Annotated in this window: 29 protein-coding genes; 9 read left to right on the top strand and 20 right to left on the bottom strand. The window is 33.2% G+C overall.

Annotated elements, in window-relative coordinates; translation table 11 throughout:
• Nucleotides 1-177: 177 nt before the first annotated feature.
• From J2S19_RS00750 to J2S19_RS00740, 3 genes are all read right to left on the bottom strand, one after another.
• Nucleotides 178-423 carry a hypothetical protein gene (locus J2S19_RS00750; RefSeq protein WP_307335709.1) on the bottom strand — a complete coding sequence of 82 codons (246 nt, stop codon included), beginning with the start codon at nucleotides 421-423 and terminating at the stop codon, nucleotides 178-180.
• A gap of 135 nt (nucleotides 424-558) precedes the next feature.
• Nucleotides 559-870, bottom strand: coding sequence for a transcriptional regulator YodB (yodB, locus tag J2S19_RS00745; protein ID WP_307335706.1), 312 nt, complete (start codon nucleotides 868-870; stop codon nucleotides 559-561).
• A gap of 246 nt (nucleotides 871-1,116) precedes the next feature.
• Complete coding sequence (locus tag J2S19_RS00740; protein WP_370875017.1) at nucleotides 1,117-2,493, bottom strand: S41 family peptidase; 1,377 nt, start codon at nucleotides 2,491-2,493, stop codon at nucleotides 1,117-1,119.
• A 480-nt stretch (nucleotides 2,494-2,973) separates the two neighbouring features.
• Between J2S19_RS00740 and J2S19_RS00735 the strand changes: the two genes are divergently transcribed.
• The 4 genes from J2S19_RS00735 to J2S19_RS00720 all read left to right on the top strand — a co-directional run bounded on the left by J2S19_RS00735 (nucleotide 2,974) and on the right by J2S19_RS00720 (nucleotide 4,419).
• A complete protein-coding gene (locus J2S19_RS00735; protein WP_307335699.1) occupies nucleotides 2,974-3,246 on the top strand; it encodes a hypothetical protein in 273 nt (90 codons plus the stop codon).
• Between the two features lie 45 nt (nucleotides 3,247-3,291).
• Nucleotides 3,292-3,426 carry a hypothetical protein gene (locus tag J2S19_RS00730; RefSeq protein WP_307335696.1) on the top strand — a complete coding sequence of 45 codons (135 nt, stop codon included), beginning with the start codon at nucleotides 3,292-3,294 and terminating at the stop codon, nucleotides 3,424-3,426.
• Nucleotides 3,419-3,946, top strand: coding sequence for a class I SAM-dependent methyltransferase (locus tag J2S19_RS00725; protein ID WP_307335692.1), 528 nt, complete (start codon nucleotides 3,419-3,421; stop codon nucleotides 3,944-3,946). Before J2S19_RS00730 ends, J2S19_RS00725 begins: the two co-directional genes overlap by 8 nt.
• Nucleotides 3,947-4,173: 227 nt before the next feature.
• The gene (locus J2S19_RS00720) at nucleotides 4,174-4,419 is read left to right on the top strand and encodes a hypothetical protein (RefSeq protein WP_307335689.1); all 246 of its coding nucleotides are present in this window, start codon (nucleotides 4,174-4,176) and stop codon (nucleotides 4,417-4,419) included.
• 443 nt (nucleotides 4,420-4,862) lie between these two features.
• On the opposite strand, the gene J2S19_RS00715 is transcribed toward J2S19_RS00720, so the two are convergent.
• The 8 genes from J2S19_RS00715 to J2S19_RS00680 form a co-directional block, all read right to left on the bottom strand.
• A complete protein-coding gene (locus J2S19_RS00715; RefSeq protein WP_307335686.1) occupies nucleotides 4,863-5,351 on the bottom strand; it encodes a mismatch-specific DNA-glycosylase in 489 nt (162 codons plus the stop codon).
• A gap of 26 nt (nucleotides 5,352-5,377) precedes the next feature.
• Nucleotides 5,378-6,211 (bottom strand): M15 family metallopeptidase, encoded by an 834-nt coding sequence (locus J2S19_RS00710; protein WP_307335683.1) that lies wholly within the window; start codon nucleotides 6,209-6,211, stop codon nucleotides 5,378-5,380.
• Between the two features lie 249 nt (nucleotides 6,212-6,460).
• On the bottom strand, nucleotides 6,461-7,156 hold the full coding sequence (gene deoD / locus J2S19_RS00705) for a purine-nucleoside phosphorylase (protein WP_307335680.1): 696 nt from the start codon (nucleotides 7,154-7,156) through the stop codon (nucleotides 6,461-6,463).
• Between the two features lie 110 nt (nucleotides 7,157-7,266).
• Nucleotides 7,267-7,575 carry a YodL domain-containing protein gene (locus J2S19_RS00700; protein ID WP_307335677.1) on the bottom strand — a complete coding sequence of 103 codons (309 nt, stop codon included), beginning with the start codon at nucleotides 7,573-7,575 and terminating at the stop codon, nucleotides 7,267-7,269.
• Nucleotides 7,576-7,645: 70 nt separating this feature from the next.
• The gene (locus J2S19_RS00695; RefSeq protein WP_307335674.1) at nucleotides 7,646-8,269 is read right to left on the bottom strand and encodes a phosphatase PAP2 family protein; all 624 of its coding nucleotides are present in this window, start codon (nucleotides 8,267-8,269) and stop codon (nucleotides 7,646-7,648) included.
• A 271-nt stretch (nucleotides 8,270-8,540) separates the two neighbouring features.
• On the bottom strand, nucleotides 8,541-9,155 hold the full coding sequence (locus tag J2S19_RS00690) for a PH domain-containing protein (protein WP_307335670.1): 615 nt from the start codon (nucleotides 9,153-9,155) through the stop codon (nucleotides 8,541-8,543).
• 586 nt (nucleotides 9,156-9,741) lie between these two features.
• Nucleotides 9,742-10,539, bottom strand: a complete 798-nt coding sequence (locus J2S19_RS00685; RefSeq protein ID WP_307335667.1) for a serine/threonine protein kinase — start codon at nucleotides 10,537-10,539, stop codon at nucleotides 9,742-9,744.
• A gap of 8 nt (nucleotides 10,540-10,547) precedes the next feature.
• Complete coding sequence (locus J2S19_RS00680; RefSeq protein WP_307335664.1) at nucleotides 10,548-10,739, bottom strand: hypothetical protein; 192 nt, start codon at nucleotides 10,737-10,739, stop codon at nucleotides 10,548-10,550.
• 116 nt (nucleotides 10,740-10,855) lie between these two features.
• Between J2S19_RS00680 and J2S19_RS00675 the strand changes: the two genes are divergently transcribed.
• Nucleotides 10,856-11,965, top strand: a complete 1,110-nt coding sequence (locus J2S19_RS00675) for a DUF2515 family protein (protein WP_307335661.1) — start codon at nucleotides 10,856-10,858, stop codon at nucleotides 11,963-11,965.
• A gap of 210 nt (nucleotides 11,966-12,175) precedes the next feature.
• On the opposite strand, the gene J2S19_RS00670 is transcribed toward J2S19_RS00675, so the two are convergent.
• The 4 genes from J2S19_RS00670 to bioB all read right to left on the bottom strand — a co-directional run bounded on the left by J2S19_RS00670 (nucleotide 12,176) and on the right by bioB (nucleotide 14,988).
• On the bottom strand, nucleotides 12,176-12,358 hold the full coding sequence (locus J2S19_RS00670; RefSeq protein ID WP_307335657.1) for a YozD family protein: 183 nt from the start codon (nucleotides 12,356-12,358) through the stop codon (nucleotides 12,176-12,178).
• A 362-nt stretch (nucleotides 12,359-12,720) separates the two neighbouring features.
• Nucleotides 12,721-13,377, bottom strand: a complete 657-nt coding sequence (yodN, locus tag J2S19_RS00665) for a germination protein YodN (protein WP_307335655.1) — start codon at nucleotides 13,375-13,377, stop codon at nucleotides 12,721-12,723.
• A gap of 321 nt (nucleotides 13,378-13,698) precedes the next feature.
• Nucleotides 13,699-13,923, bottom strand: coding sequence for a YozE family protein (locus J2S19_RS00660; protein WP_307335652.1), 225 nt, complete (start codon nucleotides 13,921-13,923; stop codon nucleotides 13,699-13,701).
• 72 nt (nucleotides 13,924-13,995) lie between these two features.
• Nucleotides 13,996-14,988, bottom strand: coding sequence for a biotin synthase BioB (gene bioB / locus J2S19_RS00655; protein ID WP_307335648.1), 993 nt, complete (start codon nucleotides 14,986-14,988; stop codon nucleotides 13,996-13,998).
• Between the two features lie 552 nt (nucleotides 14,989-15,540).
• Between bioB and J2S19_RS00650 the strand changes: the two genes are divergently transcribed.
• Complete coding sequence (locus J2S19_RS00650) at nucleotides 15,541-16,899, top strand: IS1182 family transposase (RefSeq protein ID WP_307335645.1); 1,359 nt, start codon at nucleotides 15,541-15,543, stop codon at nucleotides 16,897-16,899.
• Nucleotides 16,900-17,041: 142 nt separating this feature from the next.
• Here J2S19_RS00650 and J2S19_RS00645 read toward each other — a convergent pair whose 3' ends face one another.
• Nucleotides 17,042-17,176 carry a YjcZ family sporulation protein gene (locus J2S19_RS00645; protein WP_307335642.1) on the bottom strand — a complete coding sequence of 45 codons (135 nt, stop codon included), beginning with the start codon at nucleotides 17,174-17,176 and terminating at the stop codon, nucleotides 17,042-17,044.
• Between the two features lie 266 nt (nucleotides 17,177-17,442).
• Nucleotides 17,443-18,393 (bottom strand): peptide-methionine (R)-S-oxide reductase MsrB, encoded by a 951-nt coding sequence (msrB, locus tag J2S19_RS00640; protein WP_307335639.1) that lies wholly within the window; start codon nucleotides 18,391-18,393, stop codon nucleotides 17,443-17,445.
• 213 nt (nucleotides 18,394-18,606) lie between these two features.
• Between msrB and J2S19_RS00635 the strand changes: the two genes are divergently transcribed.
• Both J2S19_RS00635 and J2S19_RS00630 read left to right on the top strand, forming a co-directional pair.
• Nucleotides 18,607-19,029 (top strand): MarR family winged helix-turn-helix transcriptional regulator, encoded by a 423-nt coding sequence (locus tag J2S19_RS00635; RefSeq protein WP_307335636.1) that lies wholly within the window; start codon nucleotides 18,607-18,609, stop codon nucleotides 19,027-19,029.
• A 289-nt stretch (nucleotides 19,030-19,318) separates the two neighbouring features.
• On the top strand, nucleotides 19,319-19,564 hold the full coding sequence (locus tag J2S19_RS00630) for a DNA alkylation repair protein (RefSeq protein ID WP_307335633.1): 246 nt from the start codon (nucleotides 19,319-19,321) through the stop codon (nucleotides 19,562-19,564).
• A 150-nt stretch (nucleotides 19,565-19,714) separates the two neighbouring features.
• On the opposite strand, the gene J2S19_RS00625 is transcribed toward J2S19_RS00630, so the two are convergent.
• On the bottom strand, nucleotides 19,715-20,518 hold the full coding sequence (locus J2S19_RS00625) for an alpha/beta fold hydrolase (RefSeq protein WP_307335630.1): 804 nt from the start codon (nucleotides 20,516-20,518) through the stop codon (nucleotides 19,715-19,717).
• Between the two features lie 661 nt (nucleotides 20,519-21,179).
• Here J2S19_RS00625 and J2S19_RS00620 point away from each other — a divergent pair.
• Nucleotides 21,180-21,353, top strand: coding sequence for a hypothetical protein (locus tag J2S19_RS00620; protein ID WP_307335627.1), 174 nt, complete (start codon nucleotides 21,180-21,182; stop codon nucleotides 21,351-21,353).
• A gap of 138 nt (nucleotides 21,354-21,491) precedes the next feature.
• Here the strand turns inward: J2S19_RS00620 and ypmT are convergent, their stop codons facing one another.
• The gene (gene ypmT / locus J2S19_RS00615; RefSeq protein ID WP_307335624.1) at nucleotides 21,492-21,686 is read right to left on the bottom strand and encodes a protein YpmT; all 195 of its coding nucleotides are present in this window, start codon (nucleotides 21,684-21,686) and stop codon (nucleotides 21,492-21,494) included.
• Between the two features lie 392 nt (nucleotides 21,687-22,078).
• Nucleotides 22,079-22,663, bottom strand: a complete 585-nt coding sequence (locus tag J2S19_RS00610) for a YpmS family protein (RefSeq protein ID WP_307335622.1) — start codon at nucleotides 22,661-22,663, stop codon at nucleotides 22,079-22,081.
• Nucleotides 22,664-22,677 lie beyond the last annotated feature (14 nt).

Here is a 22,677-nt window from a genome sequence, read left to right as displayed (position 1 = left end):
GGTCTTCTTAATCTGTGACATATTTCCGCATAACATTATATAAATTCAATTAATATAATATTAAACAGCATGGGATATCATGAATAATTCCCTCGTCTTCAATTCACAACTGCATCATTCATGTGAAACGCGTCCTAAAATACACTTTATATACTAACAATTAATGACAAGGTACCCTTAACGATAATATCCACCGTATGGGTAACCATATCCTCCGCCATAAGGATAGCCGTATCCTCCACCGTACGGAACTCCATAACCACCATATGGGCCATAGCCATATGGTGAATATGGTGGTCTAGGTCTAAAAATCGTAGTTCCTACTAAGCCACCTAATAATCCACCAACAAAAGGACCTCCTAAAAAGAAACGCTCATCAGCATAAGGCTGGGGTTCTGTATTTCTCATCAAATAATGTGACATTCTTTAACCTCCTCTAATAATACCTACACTTAAATGTATTCATCTATAGGTAAATTTGAGTGGGCGGATATCCATTGTAATGGGGTTTTTATCTATCTTCATTTTAGAAGATTAACTTCAATCAATTTTATTAATTCACGATTCACAAAATAAGTTTGCCCAATCTTTCAATTCATTCATAACAGTTTGTAACCTCGCTCCTTTTTCAGTTAATCGATAAATGACTTTAACAGGTGTTTCAGCAATGACAAGTCTCTCAAGAAGACCTTCACTTTCTAATTCCTTTAATCGTTCCGACAACATTTTTTGGCTTATATTAGGAATAATTTCCGTTAGGTCCTTAAATCGTTTTGGGCCATCCAACAACACATGTATAATAATGCCATTCCACCGTTTCCCTAATAGTCGAAATGCAGATTCCATTTTAGGACATAAGAAATTATTCATACATGATAATCTCCCCTCTTATCAGTTTTAGAACTTAACACTAACTAAAAGTAAGTTTATTACTTTTAGTATACTTTATGAATAATGGATGTTCAACTATACCATCTTGTTTAGAAAATAAGATGTAAATTCCCTACCTCCTATTTGTATGAATTTTTAATTCAAGACAACTTTACAATAAATCATAAAAAAGAGAAGACCGAATTTAAAATATCCGGTCTTCTGCATTAGTCGTAATGTGTAGTATTATTTTTTATTTTTCTCTTTAAGCACTGAAATGGCCTTTTCGAGTTGTGTATCATTCTCTTGAACCTTTTGTTGTAATTGTTGCATTAGTTTTATCGTTGTTTCACCAGTAATCTGACCATTAACCGTCAATTTGTGTGTTGTTTGAAAATCCTTAACAGCCTTTTCTGTCTGCTCGTCAAAATATGCTTCATCCGGAATATTCTCATATCCTAGTGCTTTTAACATTTTCTTTGCATTATTAACCTCTTCAGAAGCATCACCTAACTTCAAGATACTCTCAGGGTTCATGTAAGTTAAATGTGCATAATCCGGTAATTCAGCTTTTACCTGAGGCTCAATCCCTTTCTCATGTATCCATGAACCATCTGGAGTTAACCATTTTGCAGTGGTAAACTTTACAGATGAATGATCATTGAATTGTTGTGCAGTTTGAATTGTACCTTTCCCAAAAGTCTTCTCACCTACTAAGGTTGCTCCAGCAGATTGTTGTAAAGCAGCAGCCATGATTTCCCCTGCACTAGCAGTTCCTCCATCGATTAGAACTGTTACCGGTTCTTTTACGATTGGCTCTTTTTCAGATTTATATACTTCCCTTGCTCCGTTATTATTCTCAACAAGTAGAATGTTTTCTCCTTTAGGAACAAATAATTCGACCATTTCGATAGCTCGATTCATTAAACCACCTGGATTTTGACGTAAATCGATAATGAATCCACTAACTTTTTTAGCTTGTAATTCAGTAATTGCCTTTTCTAATTCTTTTGTGGTCGATTCAGAGAATTTAGTAATTTGTATCTTACCTACATTATTCTCGATTACTTCAAAGTATACAGTTTCTAAAGGTATTGTATCTCTCGTAATCGTAAATGTTAACTCGCCCACACCTTTACGATTAACAATTAGTTTAACTTTAGATCCTTTTTCACCTCTGATTTTCAAAACTGCTTCATTTACTGAAAGGCCTTCAACAGATTCACCATCAACCTTCATTATAATATCCCTAGGTTTTAAGCCAACCTCTTCAGCAGGTGAACCTTTTATTGGTGAAACAATCATAATACTGCCATCACTTTCTTGAACTTCCGCTCCGATTCCTTCGAATGAGGACGAGATATTTTCATTAAAGCTCTTAGCCTCTTCGACATCCATATAAACAGAATATGGATCCTCTAATGATTCAACCATTCCTTTTATTGCACCTTCAACAAGTTTATCTTGGTCGATATTTTTATAGTAACCACTTTCTAGTATCTGATAAGTTGATTTTAGCTTAATAAATGGGTCTTGACCGTCTCCATCAAATCTTCCTTCACTTAATTTTAAGAGGCCAAAAGTAAGACCCGATGAAATAATAACAGTAAATACCATCCACATAATAAAACTACTTTTCTTCACTAACTACTCCACCACCTTTATGTATGTTCCTATTATGTCTAAACCACAATACATTCGTCAATAAATTTAGGCCAGTTTCATTAACATAGTTCCTTTTATCTAAAATGATATATTTTGATAATTCCTAATGAGTTATTCGAATAGCACAAGGTGAATTATCTAATCATACTTTTATTCACACATGTTATTTCACATCTACAGGACACTGCTAGTACTTGTATTATACGCCCACCGACTATTCTAAATAAATACCCCATTTATGAACTGATGATGTAAGTATGATAATAATCCAATAAAAATTCATTAAAAAATAGTTGTAGATTATAACATTATTTAAATGGATATTCTATAAAAGGCCTAATTTTTAAATAATTTAATTATTCGACAAGAACTACGATACTTTTTTGTAAATATAATGTAAAGTTTATTAAGCGAATGTAAATTCAGGAGGTTACCACAATGCAACTAGCGGAATACATGGATAAAATTGATTATAAAATGATTCGTTTTTCTTTCATGTTAATAAGTGAAATTGAACAGAAGTTAAAAAATAAGACCTTTTTTTATAAAAATCAAATCCTAACTTATATAAATGACCAAGTAGAGCGATTTCTTTCATCATTACAAGTGAGATGTTCATTAGTAAAAGTCTACAAGACTGAAATTTATAAATTAATCAAACCTAGGTTAAATAAAATTTATCAAAAGCACAAACTTTACTATTGTATTTAGACAATTCACTATTTATATAGCATATAATAATATTGGAGGTGAAAAATGAATTATTTACAACTATTAGCAACATTAGGTATCGGAGGTGCACATCCCGGCGGACTGTTATTAACAAAAAAAATATTTGAACAAGAACAATTTCCGTTAAACTATACAATATTGGATGCGGGTTGTGAATAATCCTAAAATGATTGAGCATGCAAAAAAAAGAAATCTTGAGAGTAATATGAAAATAAGTTACTATATTGAAGATTTGGCAAGTACCTCTTTTTCTGAAAACAGTTTTGACATTGTTTTATCTGAATCCGTCCTACAATTTACTACGATATCTCATACTTTGCCAGAAATTTTTCGAATCCTGAAAAATAACGGAATGCTTATTGCGATAGAAATGGTGCAACAATCACCTTTAACTGATGAGGAGCAACACGAATTAACAACATTTTATGGCATGAAGAATATTCCAACAATTGAACGATGGAAAGAACTGTTTTCCCACTATCATTTACCAGTTAAAAAGATTTCAACTTCTACTACCATTGAGTTAATAGACAATGGGGACCCGACAACAGAATTCTCACCAATCAGTGTTATTCCTCAAGAAACTTTCGAGCTATTAACACACCACGAAGAGTTAACTGTAAAATATGCAAATAAAGTATCATACTGTGTCTTCTATGCTATAAAACGAGCAAAATAATTTATATGTTTTGTAGGGTACTTATGATGTTTGTCAAATTAAAAGATAGGAACATATATAACAACTATATAAAAGCCCTAATTCATAGAAATTACGTAACTCACAGCTAACTTCTCAAAAGTTTCACCTCTTTTACTAAATAATTTATTAAATATAGTTTTGCGTACAATCCCTCAGACCGAATTTACCATATCATATGGTGATAAATGGTAAGGGAGGGTATGAAAATGTCACAACATTATTATCATTTATGTTGCCGTTATAACGGAAAAGTTGTGCGAATTAATGATAGTTACGGGCGTGTTCATGTTGGTAAAATTTGTCGCGTTACACCTCATAAGGTGTTTATTCAACCTTTAAATCAACGACCTGGCTATGGCTTTGGCTATTATGGATATGGATATGGTTATCCATACGGAATTGGCCTCGGTCTTATAACTGGAATCGCGTTAGCTGGATTATTTTTTTGGTAGTCATGAATTGACATTTCTTGTCTGACCCCTCAAATAATCATTACAATTTATTAACTCCACTTAAAATCTATTCGTTAGTGTATGAGGGGTCCAAACATTATATTTTTTGAAGATTTTTTTTGGGTTATCCTGATACTAGCTGCATGTTGAGTATTTTGTTCTAAACTTTGTATCACTTACTTTAAGAAGTTCAAGTTGACGCCAACTCGTGAGATTATTACTAGAGTGAAATTTGACTAAAGGGAGAAGTGAGAAACTCAAGCTTTGCAGGTGTTATACCCTCAGGAAGCTCATTTCTCCTCACTGACTATTAGTCCATTGTAGCAAGCTCAAAATGTAGATAGTTAGAAATACAATACATACTGTAATATGTAACCCAAATATCAAAATGCAACGGCGTGAAAAAATCGCCTCACATTTTCATCACATTTAATAACTATCGCCTATAATAAAGTAGTTACTCCTTTATATATCGCAACAATGTCATTCATCTTCATTCTAACAAGCCCACTTGAAGATGGTGCAACAAAATCGATAACACCTTTAATGACTTGGTCACTTTGGAAACCCCAATTTGCTTTTTTCGTTCTCGCATACTTCAAATAGACACCTTTACCGACAAAAAATGCAATTTCAGGTTGATAATTCTTAATTTTCCAATAAAGTTCCTCGCGACCTCTCTCATATTCCTCAGTAGTAATTTCCGCAGCTGATTTAGTAGGTCTTGATACAATATTCGTAAATCCTATACCTTTTTCCAATAATAAATCGTCTTCATCAGGTGAAAAGATACGTTCTGTAATACCTGCCTCAAAAATGATTTTCCAAAAGCGATTTGTGCGATTAGCATAATGGTGCCCCGTTTCAGCTGAGATGATACTAGGATTATAGCCAATAAAGAGGATTTTTAAATTTTTCTTTAATCTATCCATCTTTCCACCTGTATACATTTTAATGTTTAGATTTTTTTTACTTTATTAAAATACTCTTCCAACGTAATTTGATTTTTATAAAGAACTTCTGCTCTTTCTTTACCAATATAACGTAAGTGCCACGGTTCAAACTGATATCCTGTAATGTCTTCTTTCCCTTTAGGATACCTTATAATAAAACCTGCACGATGAGCATTTGCGGCAACCCATTTTCCTTCTTTCGTTTCTGCAAAGGTTTCAGTAATTTCTAAGTTAGCACTTCGACTTGTCACATCCATCGCTAAACCAGATTGATGCTCACTTTGCCCTGGCAATGCAACAGCATGCAGCGCCTCTTCTTCACCTTTAGCTTTTTTCTCTGCTTCAAAGATACCATGCTGCCTTGTGTAAGAACGATATCCAGAAACAGCAAATAGCTCTATTCCTTCATTTTCAGCTAATTGAAACAGCTCTTCTAAAGCTTGTGCTGCTTCTTTCCGCATATAACGCTGTGGTATATCTGCGTCACCAAAGGAAAATGCGACATTCGGTGTGACTAAATCATTCGGTTCATAATTCTCTGGCAACATATAATCCTTGTTCACCATTGCTAAAATATTTGTTGGATTTTCGATAACCTGTTTACCATCGACTTGTTTAATTATATTAAAATATTGGTTTTCCAATAAAAATTCTCGGTCAAGCTGCTCATCCTCACGATTTTTTGTTTCAATATTGTTAACCTGCTCTTTAATTCCAGACTGCTTAATTTCCTCTGACCCGTTATTTTGTGGTACAGTTTTCGGTAACGAGTAGTTCGTACATGCAGTTAAAGAGAATATCAGCAGAAATACAATCCCCACTTTACCTAAAAAGTTCATTTTATCACCCTATCTATTCACAGTTAATCCATTTATTTAACCCGGTATGTTTTCACAGGTCAGGTTAACGCGATTAAATCACCTACCCTTATTTTTCCTTTTTGCAGTTCATTTAAACGTTATTTCATTTTCTTTCCATCTTATTATATCGACAAAATCTGCAGACGGACAAGTATTATATAAGAAAAGGGAAGAAATCACTATTGATTTCTTCCCTTAAATCCTGAATATTCTTTTTCCTATTGTAAGCTAGCTAATATCTAATGCCACTTCAATCATCTCATTAAATGTCGTCTGTCTTTCCTCTGCTGATGTTTCTTCACCAGTTAGAATATGGTCACTTACAGTTAATACCGATAATGCTTTTCGATTAAATTTTGCTGCAATAGTATATAATGCTGCCGTTTCCATTTCAATAGCTAATATACCATATTTAGCCCATTTTTCGTGCTCAGCATTATCATTATAAAACATATCTGCAGTAAATACATTTCCTACTTTTAAAGAGAGTCCTTTATCTATACCTGTATCATATGCTTTTTTTAGTAATTCAAAATTTGCAGTCGGTGCGTAATCAACACCACCAAATGTCAATCGATTCATTTGCGAATCTGTTGAAGCACTCATTGCTAGTATGACATCTCTAACTTTCACATCTCTTTGTATTGCGCCACATGTTCCAACACGAATTAAATTTTGTACATTATAGCTGTTTATCAGTTCATTTATGTATATTGAAATAGATGGTACTCCCATTCCAGTACCTTGTACCGAAACTTTTCGGCCATTATAGTTACCAGTGAACCCAAGCATCCCTCTTACCTCGTTATAACAATGAACATCCTCCAAGAAGGTTTCTGCTATATATTTCGCACGTAAAGGATCTCCAGGGAGCAACACAGTATCTGCAATATCATTCGTTTTAGCACCAATATGAACACTCATCAAATCATCCTCTCTATTATCTTTTACTTCACTCATCATAGCATTTGTTCATATGGCTAGTAAAATTCTTAATATTCTAAAACTCACTTTTAGAGGAATGACTTGGCTGTTCACCTAACGATAATTCGATTAATTCTCTTCCATCCTTCAGGTTTCAGTTGGTAATAATATTGTCCTTTTTTTCCTTCATCAATAAAGACAATATCTCCAGTGCCAAGATAACGTGCATCATAATCGTTTGGTATAAGGTCTGAGACATTAAAGGTTTGAAAAACTTTTTCCATTACATCTCGATGTGATTCCCCTTTTGCGATAAGCCGATACACTGCTTGATAACCTTTTTTTTCGCCAAATTTTGGAGTCTGGAATATTGTAATATCAAAATTAAGCAACCTTTTTTTCAGTAAAGTTTTAACCATATTTCTCCCACCTACCCTATATGAATATACTATAATACTTATTAGAGAAAACCTATGGGAAACCCTTTGCCTAAACAGTTCTATTTTTGTCGAATATACGGCTAATTTTAGCGAAAAATACAATGTTCAAGATAAACCAAGCAAATCCGATTGAAAAGCCAGCAATTACATCTGTAAAAAAATGAACACCTAAATAAATTCTACTTACACCAATTAATAAGATGACAAGACTACTTATAAATAATATCCCTCTCCTACTATTACTATTTTTTACATATTTCAAGACAAAGTAACATAATAAACTATATAATGCAATGGAATTCATAGCATGTCCACTTGGAAAGCTATAATCTGTTAACTCATAGACAGGATTCATATTTGGTCTTTCACGTTTAAACATGTTTTTAATCAACTCATTAAGAAATCTAACACTAAATAAGATAAAGAAGAGGAGTACGATCTCCAAGTATCTTCTTCTTATAAATAAAAAGATGCCACATATTAAAGATAGCGGTAATAAAAATTTGATCGAACCTATATCTGACATCGCTGAAAAGAACTTGTTTAAAGGTATTGAACGTATTGATTCAAAAAATAATGATATTTGGACATCAATCAAGTAGATAGGTTCACTTGGATATAAAATTACACATAAGAAGAATGTAATACCTGTGATAAGTAACAGCTTAAACAAACAAACACCTCCTGTAACAACAAATTATATTTCCGATATTTCCATTTTGTTACAATTGGTAAATTTTTATTCTATTTGTGCGCACTAATAAAAAATGAGAATGCTCCAAAAAGCCTGTTCATCCTACATAATATACAGAACGAATTTGCATTCTATAGATTATATTGGAGGAACAGAGTTTCTTGAATCATTCTCAAATGTATTGTCAAAGTCTTCAATTCATCAGGATATTTTTGTAAACATTATTGCTTTTTACTAAGTTGTCGAACTGTTAATTGTTTATATATTTTTCATAAACGTCCCCGAAGTCCTTCACATGATATTGGTCGTGTGCAGACATTAACCATGTAAAGCCGACTTCTGTTAAACCTTTTAATGTGTCTGTTAGATTGTTGTCATCTGTTCGTGAATTTTGCAGCACTGAAACAGCTTTGTTTAAGCTTTCCATTGCGAAATTATGCTTAGTTTCATTTTCAAAAGTTAATTCAGAAATGCGTAATAGTGCTTTATACAAATCTTTTAATTCTTCTATTTGGTCTTTCCTCACATCAATATCAAATGCTACATTCCCTACATGGAATTTTATTTCAACGTCCATATCAATTTTTCCAGCTGTTTCTAATAATACAGAAGAAATTCGATGTTGAGAATATGGATATCTCTTCAGCGTTCTTTTCGAGGATGTAGCACTTTCACCATCTACATGGATAATTGCTAAATTTGTAAAGCAATATTCATCTGCTTTTGTTTTTATTAAAAAATAAATTTTTTCATTATCCTCATGCATGACATAATCATCAGCATCTGTTTTATCATAGTCTGTTGGTTTAATAATTGTACCAATATCTGACAAACCTAAAGCATCTGCAGCAATCTTTTTAAACATCCTTCTATCCCCTTTGTCATTTAATTCGTAAACAATGTTGTATTTTACTTAATTGACTTTTTAGGTTGGTTACCTTGTGCAATACTCACTGTAAGGTGAGGGGAATCCTCAAATCCCTACATTTAGTCATATCGATTCGCCACTATCTCATCGTGAACCGGATAAATGCCGCTCATATCATACCTCACTACCTATCTCTCAAGAGGAACAGTTACAACTAACCTTTTTTAAGGGATTGGTAGGAGCTGATTGCGAGACTCCTGCGTGATGCGTGGGAAAGGTGAGATCCCGCAGGAGTTTACGCTGAGGAATACGAAAGGCGTGGCGGCTTGCCCATCGACGTACAAACTGGAGGGGCATCGACTGAGATAAAGGAATCACGATGAGCCGAATGGCGAATCGATGATGACTTATCGTAGGGAGGTGACCTGAAGTTTGCTTGTTCGTGCCGCAAGGAGCTATGAGGCTCCCCCCCCTCGGAAAGCGAGTATTATAGCGGAGACCAATCCTAAACGACAACTGAGTTAAAGCCTATGTTTACGAAAACAGCCTTTAAAAGAGCCAAAAAATAAAAGCGAAATATATGTTAGTCAACTAAGTTCTGTAAACAATCCTGTACATCACTTATTAACGGTTCAATAGTTTCATAAGGCTTAGATAATTGTAACATCTTGCGTAGTATACTCTTACCTTCTGTAGAGATACTTAATTCTTCCTCCCAAGTTTTATTCTTTCTAGAAACCGGGGTATAGGATGAATATAATAAAAACAATACAAAATGACCTAAAGCATAAAAATCACTTTTAAATGCAACTTCTCTAAACAGCCTTTTCGCAATATTCCCATCATTATGTTCGTCTTCTCGGTTGTCTTTTAAAAATTTTGCCAAACCAAAGTCTATAATATAATAATGTCCATCGTTAAAAAGGATATTTGGGATTCTTAAATCACGATGGACAATGTCTTGTTGATGGATTTCGTTTACGATTTTGAGAATATGAATTAAATGAGTAAAAGTCTCTTTCTCTGAAAACTTACATTTCTTATCAAATATTAATTGCTCAAAAGTTAAACCCTTTTTGAATTCCATTAATATAAAACATTTATTAAGATATTCAAACTGACGATAACATGAAGGGAAAGCATCATTGTTTAGTCTCTTCATTATTTCAGCTTCTCGTTGGAATGATAATCTACCACTCTCATCATATTGCTTATATTTCCGTAGCTGCTTTAAAACATATGGATGTCCACGACGATCCTTAACTAAATAAGTTAACCCATAGCTTCCCTTGCCAAGCATATCGACTATTTCATACTCATCTAGAATCAGTTTAGACCTTCTAAATGGTCTCTCACTTACTTGAAGATACTTTGAATACAAATATTTCATTAACTGCTATAAGAGCCAAAAGAACTAAAAAAGCTAGAAGATTTGCGTTTTCTTTTATAATGATGATGCCCATATGAAGATGGATGATGTGAATGATGCCTTCTCTTTTTAAAGTCACTTGAACTATAATGTCTTGATCGTGAATGCGAGTGAGAACTCGATAGCATTGATTTTAATATTTTCTTTAACATATAAATCCCTCATTTCGATTTTATAGTATTAATACGTTAAATATGAACAAAAGTTTCATTTTTTCATAGGCTAAGGTAAAGACATTAGCCGTTAATTTGAATAAAGTACGATTGGAATGATTCATAAAATGTTACCATGCTTCAAGACTTGGTCTAAAACAACGAATCATATAACAATTATACATGAAACTGAGTTAAATGAACTATTAAAGAGGATTCATCAATCACAAGGTTCTTCAAGCTCATCGCCTCTTCTTATCACAAATAAAGAAAGAGAGATGATTAATTGGATTAGATATGAAACGAACTTCCATAATAAAAATAATATCAGCAGAACTAATGCCTATCTGGATTTTTTTCAAAAACATCCGGAAGTCCATTGGTCCTTTTTAGCTCATATGGTATCACGAAACGGTGGCTACAATATGACTGATTTAAAAGGAGATATGATTCGACAGTTTATAAGTTCACGTTTAAAGCATAAACTTTTTCATTTATTAGAAAGAGCAAATGCACTTATTTTCCATGATGCTTACCCACAACTTCTTTTATATGAGTTAAGTAAAAGTGACAATACATCCTATTTTTATTTAGCGCCCCGTTTTCAAATATCACGCTTTATGCCCCCTGTATGGGAGTACTTCTTAATTTCAAATAATTCACCATTATTAACATTAGCATTAATTACAAATGAACAGCAATATGTAGAGTCCCATTTAATGAATTCATTTAAAAAGGAAAGCAATCTTTTTTCATCCTTACCATTTATACTTCAGGAAAAACTCGGGCTTACTCATGTTATTTTCCCATACAAACGGTACCAATTCTTACGAAAGTTTTCATTAGCTGGTTTAGAAATACACCGTTTTCCTTCAGTACATGAAAGGATAATAACTGGTAAAAAGCTATATTCTATTTTATTCTCTAAATTGTACTATCGGTCTTGCCTACAATATGCATTTGAACAAACTCACACAGCATCAAGAAAGGATTATTGGCCGCATCAATTCTCAAACAATTCTGATGCTAAGGAAATATACAGCCCAACATTACAAGAGGCTTGGCCAGACTTACAGCATACATTTGATTCTACAACCGATTGGTTTACTAATACAAAGATCATTGATGGGTTCGAAAAAGGAATCACCGTAAATTCTGCTGACATTACCAAAAATGTTAAGAGAGACATTAAAATGATTTCCTCATTACATTCACTCATAGACTAGACTAATAACCTTGTTAAGGTTTTCATCTTAGGAAGCAGCTTACGATTCTTATACATCTTGAAGGAAGAAATATCAAATAATAATCTAGTTTACAGTGAATAATTCCCTTAAACCACCAAATTAATGTTAAAAAACAGACAATAAAAATAAGACTGCTCTATTAGCATTCTTTTACCATTACTAATAGTCAGTCTATTTATTTGTTGCAGATTAATCTTCTTCGTCAATATCCTCTGCTTCATCAATTATGCATTTATTTAATAAATATTCGAAGGTTATGTCAGCTAATTCCTCAATTTCGCTTTCCCCTGGCACATACCCTCTTTTTGTGAGCTCATTGTAAAAGAACTCCGCAATTTCCTCCGTATCAATAATTACTTCAATTTCCCTCACAATATCGCCCCCCTTTAATTGTTTATGTCCATACACATGGACATATGTCATCATTAAAGACATTTTATAAAATATTTTGTTTGCATGAACATTTCTATCGATCGATCAATATGAAGTTATATTTTTTTGAAAAACTTTAATCATATTAAAAAAAGTTAGTCATATAGATGAATTATAGGACAAGCCAAAGGAGCGATTTTTAAATGACTTTCATAGAAAATGCTAAACAATCACTACTACATTTTTTGGATGGCAATGGTTATGACAAGCTATTACAGAGCATACTACGGGGGTTATTTTTTATCATGATTTGTTTTTGTTTACCTTATTTTTGTTATGTGTTATTTTCATTACTACTCTAATTAATACAAATCGAGTTTACTATAATTTTGTAATTTATAAACAATTAGTTCTAATTTTTCTTTATAAATTTCGTCATGAAACATCTCATATAATATTTTATAATCATTATAGGAATCTAGCAATTGGTCTATTTTTTTCCGTGTTTGGTATCTTTCTTTCAGTACTTGTTGAGGTTTATTAATATGTTTCTGACTATCCTTATGTTTATGCGTATTGAAAAGTAGCTTATAATGGGAGGATTCTTTATGTTTATTTGACACGGATATAATCTCACTTTCCTTAGCTTCTAACCATTCACCATCCTTTATCCTTATTAACTCATAAATTACCTCTTCCCATCCCTCATCTTTATATCTCCAAACTTCTGTACAAATTCCGATTATTTGAAACTCTGTAGTTCCATAAGCTTCATGAAACACGATATCACCAATTCGATAAAATACCTCAATATTTATTTCTTCAATTTTTTTTAACGGTCCCTCATAATCTGAATATAGGCTTAAAGCATTTTCATAGTAAAGTGAATCACTATGATTGACTTCATATACGAATTGTCCATTTATTTCATGTATATTCGTAATCTTTCCTACTGTACCGTACATGGTAATCACGACTATATCCTCTAGTTTAAATTTTCTCCTTCTGCCATCACCCATAGTCGCTCTCTCCCTTTATCGTGATTTTCATTTGAATATAGTAATATATGCAAAGAAATGTCCATTCGATATAAGGAAAAAAGTCAATTTAACGCTTTACTTGTTTTTTTAGGCTAATAATTTCGTTCATGAATGATATAGATTTAAATGTTTTCGAAATAACATCGTATACCATCGGTCAAATAATATTCTATAGACAAAAATAAGGGTACTCATTATAAATGTAACACCTCTAAACACACGAGTATATAGGTCACTATATATTGTGTTTTTAGGGGTCTGACACTTTTGTTTTGAGTCACCCTCTCTCATTTTCTTAACTCAACGCTTTAATATATCCGATTCATATCTTTGCCAAGCCTCGTCAAATATTGCCATACTCGGTAAATAATGTCCATGCATTTCTAAATAAGTGCTTAACTCATCATAGTTTGTCGAATTCTTAGGAAAACCATGGTCGAGATAGGCATCATTTGCAAAAACTGCTATTTCATCCAAAGGCTTAGGTTGACGATATTTCAATAAATAATGATAAAAGGATTTCATGTTTTCTCCTCCAACCACAAGATTTTTATATTATATCTTGTTCGGCTAAAGAATGAAACCGTAATGTTTTATTCAACGTTGATTCAGCTGCTCCTGTAGAAATTCAATTTCAAATCCTAAATCGTCTAACATTTTATGGTCGACAGTTGTCTCTTGACCCTTAGTTGTTAAATAATCACCAACAAAAATTGAATTTGCAGCATATAACCCTAATGGTTGTAATGAACGTAAATTGACTTCACGTCCTCCAGAAATTCTAATCTCTTTTGATGGATTTATATATCGAAATAAAGCTAGTACTTTTAAACAATAACGTGGATTTAATTCATCTGTTCCTTCAAGCGGTGTTCCTTCAATCGCATGAAGGAAGTTTATCGGAATAGAATCAGCATCTAATTCTCGTAAACTAAAAGCCATATGTACAACATCTAGAAAACTCTCCTTCATACCAATAATAACACCAGAACATGGTGATATCCCACTACTTTTGGCTGTCTCAACTGTTTCAATGCGATTTTCATATGTATGGGTAGTCGTTATCTTTTCATGATGGCTCTTTGATGTATTAAGATTATGATTATATCTATCAACACCTGCCTCCTTAAGTTTTTTTGCTTGGTCAGGCTTTAAAATTCCTAGACAGGCACATACTTTCAAATCATATGTAGACTTTATATCCTGGACAATTGATGCAACATGTTCAACTTCTCGATTTGATGGTCCTCTACCACTAGCTACAATACAAAATGTCCCTGCACGAAGTTGATGTGCCCGTTTTGCACCATTGAGGATGGTTTCTTTATCCAACATTTGATATTTTTCGACTGGTGCAGTTGATACAATTGACTGTGAACAGTAACTACAGTTTTCTGGACATAATCCAGACTTTGTATTCATAATCATATTCAATTTTACCTTTTTACCATAGTAATGCTTTCTAATTTGAAATGCTCCATTTAATAATAGAAGCAACTCATCATCACTTGATTGTAGTATAGATAATGCTTCACTTTGGGTCAGTACCTTACCATTCAATACTTCATTTGCTAAAAGACTCCAGTCCATTTCAATTCCCCCAATACACACTTTAATATGTATATGGTAATGAATAGTTATTTTTATGTCAACTAATTTAATTTATAAGTTGACAAATATTTTCACAATAAACATACATTCTAAACTTAATTGCCGTTTGCAACACTTGTTATCTTAATTGAGCCTGTTTACGTAAACATTATGCTTTATACTTAGTTGGTGTTATGGGTTGGTCTCCTCTTGCAGTACTCGCTTTCCACGGGGTGGTAGTGAGCTTGTCTAACTTCCGGCGGCTACCTGTTAACAAACTTCAGGTCCTCTTCCTCCGATAAGTCGTCATCGATTCGCCACGGCTCAACGTGATTCCTTTATCTCAGTCGAACTTTACAGAATTTGCAGCATAGAACTCCCAAAAAATGTTCGGATTTAAAGGTTTTTTTGTTATGTCCCAGCCTCATAAACAAAAAATGAGCCCTGTAATGGGGCTCATTTCAGACTGTAGACAAACTCGAAGAAAATCGAGTTTGCCTACAGTCTTTTTTGTTTTAAAATAGAAATAGAAAAATACTTGAGGTGATGAAGATGCTTTCAAAACATAATCCTAATCAACGTGAACAGTTAGAAATGGTCGCTTTAGACGAGTTGGTACCTGAAGATCACTTAGTCCGAAAAATTGAGAAGACTATTGATTTCTCATTCATATATGATTTGGTGAAAGATACATACTCAGATATAGGTCGCCCAAGTATTGACCCAGTGATTTTAATTAAACTTACATTTATTCAATATACATTTGGCATTCGGTCGATGCGTCAAACAATTGAGGAATTAAAAACTAATGTGGCCTACCGTTGGTTTTTAGGGTATGGGTTCCATGATAAGGTCCCACATTTCTCTACATTTGGAAAGAACTATGAGCGACGCTTTAAAGATACGGACCTATTTGAACAGATATTCTATCGAATCTTAAAAACGGCATCTGAAAAGAATCTAATAAGTGCTGAGCATGTATTTATAGACTCTACACATGTGAAGGCTAGTGCTAACAAGCATAAGTTCGAAAAGAAAGTAGTACGCAAGGAAACCCGAGCTTATCAAGAACAACTACAAGAAGAAATCAATAAAGACCGTGAAGACCATGGGAAGAAACCATTCCCGCCGGACAAATTTGAGAAAGAAGAATCAAAAGAAATAAAAGAAAGCACCACAGATCCTGAGAGTGGCTACTATGTTAAGGACGAACGTACAAAGCAGTTTGCGTATTCCTTTCATGCGGCCTCTGATCGAAACGGATTTGTTTTAGGAACCATTGTTACACCAGGAAATATACATGACAGTGTAATCCTTGAACCGTTAGTTGACCGAGTTATTGAGAAGGTTGGCAAGCCTAGAGCTGTTGCGGCAGATGCAGCCTATAAAACACCTGCCATCACTAAATACTTACTTGAACACGAAATTACACCTGCCTTGCCATATACTAGACCACGTACGAAAGAGGGATTCTTTCGGAAGCATGAATATGTTTATGATGAACACTTTGATTGTTACATATGTCCCGCAGGTGAGATTTTGAATTACTCAACGACTACGAAAGAGGGCTATCGTGAGTACAAATCACCAAAGCATGTATGTGCCGCTTGTCCATTTTTGGCCAAGTGTACACAAAGTAAGGAACATCAAAAAGTGGTGACACGTCATGTTTGGCAGGAGTATGTGGAGGAAGTAGATCATCTTCGTCATCACAAAGATGTAAAACCTATATATGCAAAGCGAAAGGAAACGATTGAGCGTGTATTCGCTGATGCAAAAGAAAAGCATGGTATGCGTTGGACAACGTTAAGGGGACTTAAAAAATTGTCGATGCAGGCGATGCTTACTTTTGCTTGTATGAATTTAAAGAAGATGGCCAACTGGACTTGGCGAGGTCCTAAAATGGCATAAATATAAGGTGAGGATAGGAGTGTTCTATCTTTGAATAGATAAAAATATAAGAAAAATACTCAAAAGGGGTTCGGAATGAAACCATTCCGAACCCCTTTTGTCGACAATCTGAAATGAGCCCTGTAATGGGGCTCATTTAAGGTTAGCGTACGTATGCTGCACCAACAATGATTAATAAGATGAATAGAACAACTATCAATACAAAGCTATTTCCAGCTCCATTCCCTACGTTACCGTAAGAATATCCACAATGATGATCATAGTAGCAATGATGCATTTCATTCACTCCTTGAATTCTAATTTAGATTTCTCTTTACATTATGTAACTGCTAGGTGAATGGTTTGGGCAAAATGCCTATTCATCATGATTTTTGTCTAATTATTCTTAGGTTTTATCATAAGGTATTTTTGGTTTTTCAATGTTTCACTGTTAAAGCAACTTGTGTTGTACCAAGTATGATTACCAAAGTGTCCATACTTATATCTACCATTAAACGAAATGTCAATAAATGAACAATTTAAAGTACAACATGCATACCATCATTAATCAAAAAGCACTTTATACTTGCCATACCCTTCTTTTTCTAAGTCTTCCTTCGGGATAAACTTTAGTGCAGCAGAATTAATACAATAACGGAGTCTTGATGGTCCTGGACCATCATTAAATACATGACCTAAATGCGAGTCAGCTGTTTTACTCCTAACCTCTGTCCTTACCATTCCATGAGAAGTATCGAGCTTTTCAATCACTTCATGTTCTTGTATAGGTCTAGTGAAACTAGGCCACCCGCACCCTGCATCATATTTATCTTTTGAACTAAATAATGGTTTCCCTGATACGATATCAACATATATCCCATCCTCTTCATAATCCCAATATTCATTATGAAAAGGTGGTTCCGTACCGTTATTTTGAGTTACCTCATATTGAATAGGAGTTAAGGAAGCTTTTAATGAAGGCTGCTTTTTCCAATTAACTTCAATGAATTTATCTCTTCCAGAGCCAGCACGGTATTGTTTATATCTAGCAGTGCTCTTTCTATAAAAATCTTGATGGTATTCCTCTGCTTTATAAAATGGCTTTGCTGGTAAAATCATCGTCACGATTGGTTTAGAGAAACGTCCACTATCAGCTAATTGTTGTTTAGATTCCTCTGCAAGTATTCGCTGTTGCTCATTATGATAAAAAATTGCTGTTCGATATGATTCACCACGGTCAAAAAATTGACCACCTGCGTCAGTTGGGTCGATTTGCTGCCAATAAAGCTCAAGAAGTTTTTCATACGGAAAAATATCTGGCCGAAATGTTATCTGTACCGCCTCATAATGCCCAGTTGTTTCAGAACAAACTTCTTCATATGTAGGGTTCTCCTTCGTACCACCGGTATACCCGGAAACGATTCCTTCAATCCCTGGAAGTTCATCAAACGGTTGAACCATACACCAAAAACAACCGCCAGCAAAGGTCGCCAATTCTACTTTTTCATTATTCATTTGATATTCCTCCTACTTGAATCTATCTATATTATATAGCATTCGTAGAAAACATTAAAAGTAATCAGTCTTAGCGCTTTTGACAATTTATTAAAACGACTTGACACTTTAGTGAACATTCCTTAGTCTTAATAGAAGCTAAATAGTTCACTTACAAAACAATTGATAAATCGAAAATATCACATAAAAAATTGAAAATTCGGAGGAGTAAGCTTGAAAAACCGATTAGAAAACATGTATGAGTTAGAATCATTAATGCGGTATGTGTATAAAGTATTGAGAAATGAAATGAATACTGTGTATGAAAATGAAATGTCGAGAAACGAATTTTTTATACTAAGAGCACTATATGAAAATGGTTCAAAGAAATCTGTAGATTTATCTAAAATGTTAAATGTTTCAGCATCACATATTACTGCTATAACGGATTCCTTAATTGATAAAAAGTGGATTGAAAGAATACGTTCTGATAAAGACAGAAGAATTGTGAATCTCCACATTACAGAAGAAGGTAGAAATAAGTTAGAATTATTCGAGAAAAAGAAAACAGACTTCTTATTAGGTAAGTTTAAGGATTTTAACGATGATGAGATAGAGAATTTTATTTATCTGTTTAAAAAATTAATAAAGGAATAAACACTAATCCAATCGAATTTTAATTCAGATATAGTTGTCCATCAGATTGGGTAGACGTTAGATGTACCCTGTAATTAATTGGGTGAAGTGAGGATTTGTGGCAACCGAACCTCACTTCACCTCTAGAAGTCAGCCAATGGGTTAGGTTAACCGAGGTGAATATTATACAAGTAATAAATTCATATTATTACTCAATCTCAATAGATGTATAATTATTATTTTTTAGCAAAATAATAATTAAAAATAGCACAATTTAATAATTCTTATACATCTTGGAGGTTATATACAGTTGTCTACACCTTACTTATGTCCAAATTGCAAAACAAATAGGTCCCGCTTCAACATTATCGAACAGCATGCAAAATCGGTAAAACTAAATCCACAAACAGGTGAAATATTAGAGGAACTTGACCAATTAGCATTAGGTCCACTTCATGTTCCATATAGAGGGCCAAACTATAAAATCCAGTGTGGAATTTGTGGACTTATTGAAGAAGAACTATCATTCATTAAACATGCGCAATTGCACCAATAAAAGTCACCTTCAATATTGTAATGAAAAAGAGGATGATTCAATCATTATATCCCACCATAAATACCTAGATGATAAGTATATCTTTCTTATACATCTAGATGTTAGGGGAAGAAACGTTTGAACCACCCTCTTTCTAGTTAGATATTCAATTTATCTCTTAATTTCTATTCTATGAATCAAATCTTGTATCGCCTTTATTAGTATATCTGGTTGTTCGAGCATAGACATATGCCCACAGTTTTCAATCACTACTTGAGTAATCATTTTATTTTCAGTAGAAAAGACACGTTCGATTGGAAGTAAATTATCCTCTCTGCCTGCTACTAATAGTATAGGAATCCTCATGTTTTTTAATATATCGTTACGATCTCTGCGATTTTTCATGGCATTTAAAGCCCCTATCGCACCAAAATCGGACGTCTTATAACCAATTTTTTTCACTTCATTAACATGATAAGCAAGCTCTGATACGTTTTCATTAGCAAATAATTTTGGAATTAGTTCATTTACAAAAGGAACGATTCCACTTCTTTTTATATTTTCAATTCCTTTGTCACGATTTTCTTTTGCCTCATTCGAATCTGGATATGCGGTCGAATGAACTAATGCTAAACCAGATAACATGTCAGAATACTTTTCAGCAAATGCTAAACTTATATAGCCTCCTAAAGAATGACCAATTAAAGTAGCACGTTGTATGTTTAATGACTGTAATACTTTTGCAATATCATCTGCCATTTCCGTTATGTCACATGTATCCTTAGGTGTACTTGAGTGACCATGGCCTCTTAAATCAATTGTTAGAACTCTATTTTTTTTTATAAGGTGTGGAACAATATACTTCCAATAATTATGATCCCCACAAAAGCCGTGAATTAATACAACACAATCACCAATACCTTGATCTAAGTATGAAATCATATTATCACCTACATGTTGAGTAAACCGCTCCATTATCCACCCTCCGAGTTCTTATTCATAACGACTATATTTGATAGCGTAACAAAAAAGTGTTTATTTCTCAATTTTTATGTTCTTTTACCCTGTGGATTTAGGTTGTTACATTAAACCATTTCAAAATCTTTCAACTTCAGACTGCTTTTTAGATAGTTGTACGTCGGTGGGCAAGCCGCCTATGCTCTTCATACTCCTCGGCGTAACCTGTGGGAGTCTCACCTCTCCACGCATCCCGCAGGAGTCTCTCAGGTCAGCTCCAACCCAACCTTTGATAAAGCCTATGCTAAAAGCAACAAGTTTTTAGAAAAGTGCTTTTTAATAAGACAAGCATTATCGAAATTACACTCCGTATTTTAGTATATACATAACTTCAAAATTCATCCATATTCATTTTCACTAAATTCGTTTTTGTATGCTTGTATGTTTTTTCACAATGAATGACTAAAGACTAGCTCTATTTTGAGGAAACATACGAATGACCTATCTTTCAATAACTTACTGTAAACTTTATTAACCAAATTTTTAGATATTTTTAAAAATATAAATCTTATGTACATTTTTTGTAAAAAGTGTATACAGTTGCCTTTTTTCAATTATTATTAGAGTGAACCAGCTGGTTCTAAAGTGATCACTATTCGTTACATGGGAGGAAAAAACAATGAACAAAAGTTTATTATTGAAAGTAGGAGCATCATTACTTGCTGTATTCTTAATGGCTGCATGTAACAACGCTGAAGAAACTGATCAAGAAGAAACAAACACTGAAGAAACTGAAGAAAATGCTGAAGAGGAAAACACTGAAGAAGAAACAACTGAAGAAAAAGCTGAATAAATTAGTAAATTAATTTAGATGCACAGTTCTATACAGATGCATCTACATAATGGAAGAATAGAACATCAATAACATTCATCATGTATTTGATGTTCTTATTCCCCATCATAAAAATGAGAGGAAATAATCCTCTCATTTTTAACTATTATTTTTTTGCTTTTCATCCTTAATGTGCCACATATATACTGCAATACTTAAAAATAATGTACAGTACCCTATATTTATATAGACTTGGTCCATATTTTCAGATATGAACTCTTGATATGCTATTCCACCAAAGTATAATGATATTAATATAGCAACAAACCCAAAGATAACAATTTTATTTTTCACGATTACGTCCTCCTACATCTACATCCTTTTCTTTATAGTTAGCAATATTTCACAAGTAATAAATTTCAAAAAAACATTTCATGTATATAGCTGTATTCCAAATTGACTTAATTCAAATCATGAATATTAATTTGAATAATGAAATTGAAATAAATCTTCAAAAAAGATGACACCAATAGAAATTACTACTTCATTTCGAACAATATTAATCTGTATAACAATCCTAAATCAAAAATGAGAAACAATATCCAATATAATTAGTAGTTGTTATTACTATATTTTTACCTATATTCACCGAACCGTCAACTCTATATATTGTTTATCTTTTCAATTTATTGACTAGCACTACAATATTCGCCTTTATTCAGAATTTTTCGTCCGTTCTCTTTACATTATGGTAAAGGTACATATAAGGTAAACATTATATCATCTGTTTCTAGTTGAAAACGCTCTGCCTTAGCTCTAAATCCATTTTTAAGTTGTAATTCATCAAGTTGGATATCAATCTCTTTATCATTTGGTTTAATGATTACATATTCAGGTAAATCATAATGAGACTGCATATATTTCAAAACATATGATAATGGTAGTTTTAATTGACCAATTGAAAGTTCTATAACTTTTAATTTTATATTACCTTCTTTACTGACAATAGGATTCAAGATTAACTGCATATTGATTTCTTTACTAAATGCTTGAATTGTACCGTATACATTCACATGTTCATCTAACTCAACATAATACTTTAAGTTTTCTTGGTCAGTTTCCTTTGTTAAATAATGATTTATAAGGGTAGTTAAGGACTCTTTGTTACTACTAATAAGAAATGGTACAGATTCCTCTTCATTTTTTTGATGAGAAATATCCATACTTTTTGTTTGGCGGTCAGACGGTAAAAGCAGAAATCCTCCCAGTAATATTACCACTAGGAAATTAAGTGAGACAATAATCCAAAATGCGTATTTCCATTTTTTCAATAAACATCCCTCTT

Origin of the sequence: Metabacillus malikii (assembly GCF_030813355.1) — a bacterium.
GTDB lineage: Bacteria > Bacillota > Bacilli > Bacillales > Bacillaceae > Metabacillus > Metabacillus malikii.
The sequence above is the reverse complement of the archived record's forward strand: the minus strand, read 5'-3'. Positions and strand labels throughout refer to the sequence as shown.

Excerpts from the sequence above, each read along its gene's own strand:
- J2S19_RS00750 (WP_307335709.1), bottom strand. The coding sequence starts at position 423 with ATGTCACATTATTTGATGAGAAATACAGAACCCCAGCCTTATGCTGAT.
- yodB (WP_307335706.1), bottom strand. The coding sequence starts at position 870 with ATGAATAATTTCTTATGTCCTAAAATGGAATCTGCATTTCGACTATTA.
- J2S19_RS00740 (WP_370875017.1), bottom strand. The coding sequence starts at position 2,493 with ATGTGGATGGTATTTACTGTTATTATTTCATCGGGTCTTACTTTTGGC.
- J2S19_RS00735 (WP_307335699.1), top strand. The coding sequence starts at position 2,974 with ATGCAACTAGCGGAATACATGGATAAAATTGATTATAAAATGATTCGT.
- J2S19_RS00730 (WP_307335696.1), top strand. The coding sequence starts at position 3,292 with ATGAATTATTTACAACTATTAGCAACATTAGGTATCGGAGGTGCACAT.
- J2S19_RS00720 (WP_307335689.1), top strand. The coding sequence starts at position 4,174 with ATGTCACAACATTATTATCATTTATGTTGCCGTTATAACGGAAAAGTT.
- J2S19_RS00715 (WP_307335686.1), bottom strand. The coding sequence starts at position 5,351 with ATGGATAGATTAAAGAAAAATTTAAAAATCCTCTTTATTGGCTATAAT.
- J2S19_RS00710 (WP_307335683.1), bottom strand. The coding sequence starts at position 6,211 with ATGAACTTTTTAGGTAAAGTGGGGATTGTATTTCTGCTGATATTCTCT.
- deoD (WP_307335680.1), bottom strand. The coding sequence starts at position 7,156 with ATGAGTGTTCATATTGGTGCTAAAACGAATGATATTGCAGATACTGTG.
- J2S19_RS00700 (WP_307335677.1), bottom strand. The coding sequence starts at position 7,575 with ATGGTTAAAACTTTACTGAAAAAAAGGTTGCTTAATTTTGATATTACA.
- J2S19_RS00690 (WP_307335670.1), bottom strand. The coding sequence starts at position 9,155 with ATGTTTAAAAAGATTGCTGCAGATGCTTTAGGTTTGTCAGATATTGGT.
- J2S19_RS00680 (WP_307335664.1), bottom strand. The coding sequence starts at position 10,739 with ATGTTAAAGAAAATATTAAAATCAATGCTATCGAGTTCTCACTCGCAT.
- J2S19_RS00675 (WP_307335661.1), top strand. The coding sequence starts at position 10,856 with ATGATTCATAAAATGTTACCATGCTTCAAGACTTGGTCTAAAACAACG.
- yodN (WP_307335655.1), bottom strand. The coding sequence starts at position 13,377 with ATGGGTGATGGCAGAAGGAGAAAATTTAAACTAGAGGATATAGTCGTG.
- J2S19_RS00660 (WP_307335652.1), bottom strand. The coding sequence starts at position 13,923 with ATGAAATCCTTTTATCATTATTTATTGAAATATCGTCAACCTAAGCCT.
- bioB (WP_307335648.1), bottom strand. The coding sequence starts at position 14,988 with ATGGACTGGAGTCTTTTAGCAAATGAAGTATTGAATGGTAAGGTACTG.
- J2S19_RS00650 (WP_307335645.1), top strand. The coding sequence starts at position 15,541 with ATGCTTTCAAAACATAATCCTAATCAACGTGAACAGTTAGAAATGGTC.
- J2S19_RS00645 (WP_307335642.1), bottom strand. The coding sequence starts at position 17,176 with ATGCATCATTGCTACTATGATCATCATTGTGGATATTCTTACGGTAAC.
- msrB (WP_307335639.1), bottom strand. The coding sequence starts at position 18,393 with ATGAATAATGAAAAAGTAGAATTGGCGACCTTTGCTGGCGGTTGTTTT.
- J2S19_RS00625 (WP_307335630.1), bottom strand. The coding sequence starts at position 20,518 with ATGGAGCGGTTTACTCAACATGTAGGTGATAATATGATTTCATACTTA.
- J2S19_RS00620 (WP_307335627.1), top strand. The coding sequence starts at position 21,180 with ATGAACAAAAGTTTATTATTGAAAGTAGGAGCATCATTACTTGCTGTA.